General features: G+C 65.3%; 3 protein-coding genes. All 3 read right to left on the reverse strand.

All coding sequences use genetic code 11. The features are described from left to right. Positions 1-80: 80 nt before the first annotated feature. The 3 genes from EIP75_RS23675 to EIP75_RS23685 are packed head-to-tail and all read right to left on the reverse strand — an operon-like array spanning position 81 to position 2,671. Entirely contained in the window at positions 81-527 is a 447-nt protein-coding gene (locus EIP75_RS23675) for a hypothetical protein (RefSeq protein ID WP_125245651.1), read from the reverse strand. Then, positions 524-1,075: a hypothetical protein gene (locus EIP75_RS23680; protein WP_125245652.1), complete on the reverse strand. Its 552-nt coding sequence runs from the start codon at positions 1,073-1,075 to the stop codon at positions 524-526. Before EIP75_RS23680 ends, EIP75_RS23675 begins: the two co-directional genes overlap by 4 nt. A gap of 21 nt (positions 1,076-1,096) precedes the next feature. Continuing rightward, the gene (locus EIP75_RS23685; RefSeq protein WP_125245653.1) at positions 1,097-2,671 is read right to left on the reverse strand and encodes a hypothetical protein; all 1,575 of its coding nucleotides are present in this window, start codon (positions 2,669-2,671) and stop codon (positions 1,097-1,099) included. Between the last annotated feature and the right edge of the window lie 140 nt (positions 2,672-2,811).

Raw genomic sequence — 2,811 nt, forward strand, 5'->3', positions numbered from 1 at the left:
ATTTTGGCGTCTTTTTGCATGTGTGTCAGTTTAAGCATGGAGGCTTATTTAACACCCCCGCATTCACGGTCTTAAGCAGCTTACACGGCTTGCGTTTCAACGATCAATCGACCCGCTGTGTCGCCTAATCTTGTAAAAGCCGTAATTCCCTCCCCTAGCAGCTTCACCACTGACGTAGCCTTCGCCTCCTTGGCCGCCACATTCGCCAGGGCTTGCGCCCTCTTCTCGCTCTCAGCCACCACCGCCTCACTCGGCGGCCTGATCGCCGCCTCCTCCTGCAAGAACGCCCTTCGCTGGTTCTTAAGCAACTCCAAGTCCCGCTCTGCCTCCAGCGCCTTGGCCCGATACAGGCTGCGCTGACTCACCGTGGTGGCATCCGCCGCCAGAATCTGGAACTTGCCCAGCGCCTCTGACACCAGATCCACCGTGGCGAAGTAAACGCTCAGGTATCTCAAGGCTTCTTCAGGCGTACAAGCCGAGCGCTTGCGGAAATCAACGCTGGCGTCTGGCTTGGTCGGGTCACTCATGGTGTGGCTCCTTCTTCTTTCTGGTCTTTCACGGCGCGACGCACCGTTTTGGCGAACTGAGCAGACAAGGCCAGGCGTTCTTTCACGCTGAGTTGTTCGCTCAGCGCCATCAAGGCCTGCCGCGTGGCTTGCAGTTGCCCGCTTGGATCAGGCGCTGGCGCCAGCAGCTTGGCGTAGGCGGCATCCGCCTGCGCCAGCGTGGCCAGCAAGGCTTCTTCATCCTTGGCGCGGCTGTCGCTCAGGTCTTTCAGGGCGTTGAACAGCTGGGCATGGGCGGGCTTGTTGGCCGCTTTCTGCACGCGCTCGTCAAAAGCGGCATCGGCATCGAAGCTGGCCGCGCTGGTGCTCAGTCGGCGGATGCTGCCCAGCCGGCTTTGCGCCACATGGGCCTGTGCCGCCCGCAAGGCTTGAAGCTGGCCTTCAAGCGCTGCAGTGAGCGCTGCGCCGTGGTTGGCCTGGTCCAGCGCGGCCTGCGGGGTGCTGCCGCAGCCGGCCATGCAACCCAGAAGCACGATGAAGGTCGGCAACGCGATCGATCGTTGAGTCATGGTGGCTTCCTTGAAGGGGGATCAGGGGTTGTTCACGCCGTGGCCGATCCACAGCAGCCCCACGGTGTTCAGCAAGGCGGCCACGTGGCCGGCCTGCACGCCGCCAGCGCTCACATCGGCCACCTGGCTCACCGACACGTCGATCAGTGCCTTCCACTGCAGTGTGTTGATCTCGGCGTAGGCCAGGCGGCGTTCATGCGCCTGGGCAATGCGCCGCAGCTCCAGCTTGTGGCGGCGCGCTTCCAGGCGCTTGAGGCTGTCCAGGTAGCGCCCGGTGGCGCTGTACAAGGCTTCTTTCTGCCCGGGCGTGGTCTTGGTGTCGGCCAAGGCCTCGGCCAGGGGAACGGTGTGCAGCTTGCGCAGATCAGGGGTGCCAGCAGCGGTGCCGTCTTGCATGAGCTCGCGCTGCGCCAGCCACAGTTGATGGGCCTGCTGGCTCAGGGCATCGATCAGTTCACGGCTCAGGCGCAGCTCGGCCTGCTGGGTGGCGATGTCGCGTTGGGCCGCCTGCAGCTTCAGGGCCTCGATGTCACGGCGGATCAGCAAAGGCACAGCCAAGGGGCGCCGGTGGCGGGCGGCGGCCTCTCGGGCGTCGTCCATCAGGCCAGGCAGGATCACCAGGGCCACGGCAGCGCGGCTGGCGCCTTCATGGGCCCAGAGGCCGTCATTGTCCAGGCCGTCGGTCACGGTCTGCAAAAAGCCATCGAGCTGGCGCAGGCGCTCTCGTGAGATGACCTCGTCAGCCCAGGCGTTCTTGCTGCCATCCAGGGCATCAACCACCTTCTGCAGCGCTTGCGCGGCTTCGGCCATGGCCGGGGCGGCTTTGGGATCAGACTGGCCCGCGGCCACGGCGGCTTGGTAGGCAGCGAGTGCCTGTGCATACCGGGCGTCAGCCTGTGCCGCCTGTTGCCGGCGTTGCGCCAGGGCCTGTGCATCGGCCTGGTAGCGCTGCACCGCCTCGGCCATCTGGCCGCCCAGGGGCTGGTACACCGCGGCGATCAAGGTGTCGTCGCTGCCATCACTGGTGGCGCACACCCTGCGCAGTTGCTCCAGCACGACATCCAGCTCGGCGGCATCAAGGGCCGAGGCGCCCTGTCGCCACTGGCTCAAGGCGCCGGGCGTGGCGGTGCCGGCCGCTTCGGTGCAACTGGGCATGGGCAGGCGTTTGGCGGCAAACTCATCCTTCAGCACGGCCAGACGCTGCGCTGACTGCGTGCGTTGCACCTGCAAGGCCTGGCGCGACTGGGCAAAGGCATCTGCATCGCCCACCAGGCGTTTCAGATCAGCCTTGATGGGTTCAAGCAGGGTGTAGGTCAGAGGCTCGGCGCCCATGATGTGGCGCAGCCGGTGGTCGCGGATGCTGCTGGCCAGCTTGTCTTGCGTGGCCAGTTCGGTGGCCAGCAACTGATCGAGGTTGGTGCGCTCGGTGGCCACCAGGGCGGGCAGGTCAACCGCCTTCCAGGCGGTTTGCGCAGCGGTGGCCTGCTTGTGGCGCACCTCGCTGTAGGGGCGCAGGCCCGAGCAGCCCATCAGCAGCGCGGCCTGGGCAAGGCACAGCACCGCCTTGAGGGCGGTGGCGCGGGTGGGCCAGGTCATGGCTCGCTCCCTTGTTTTTGAATATCAGGGAGCGATTCTGGAAGATGCCGCAAGGCCAGGCAATGCGAAACACCTAGAAAAAAGGCACCCGTTGGGGGGTGCCTGGGTGGGTTCAGCCCTGTCTGGCCAGGAAATCCCGA

This window comes from Aquabacterium soli, assembly GCF_003933735.1.
GTDB classification, from domain to species: Bacteria; Pseudomonadota; Gammaproteobacteria; order Burkholderiales; family Burkholderiaceae_C; genus Aquabacterium; species Aquabacterium soli.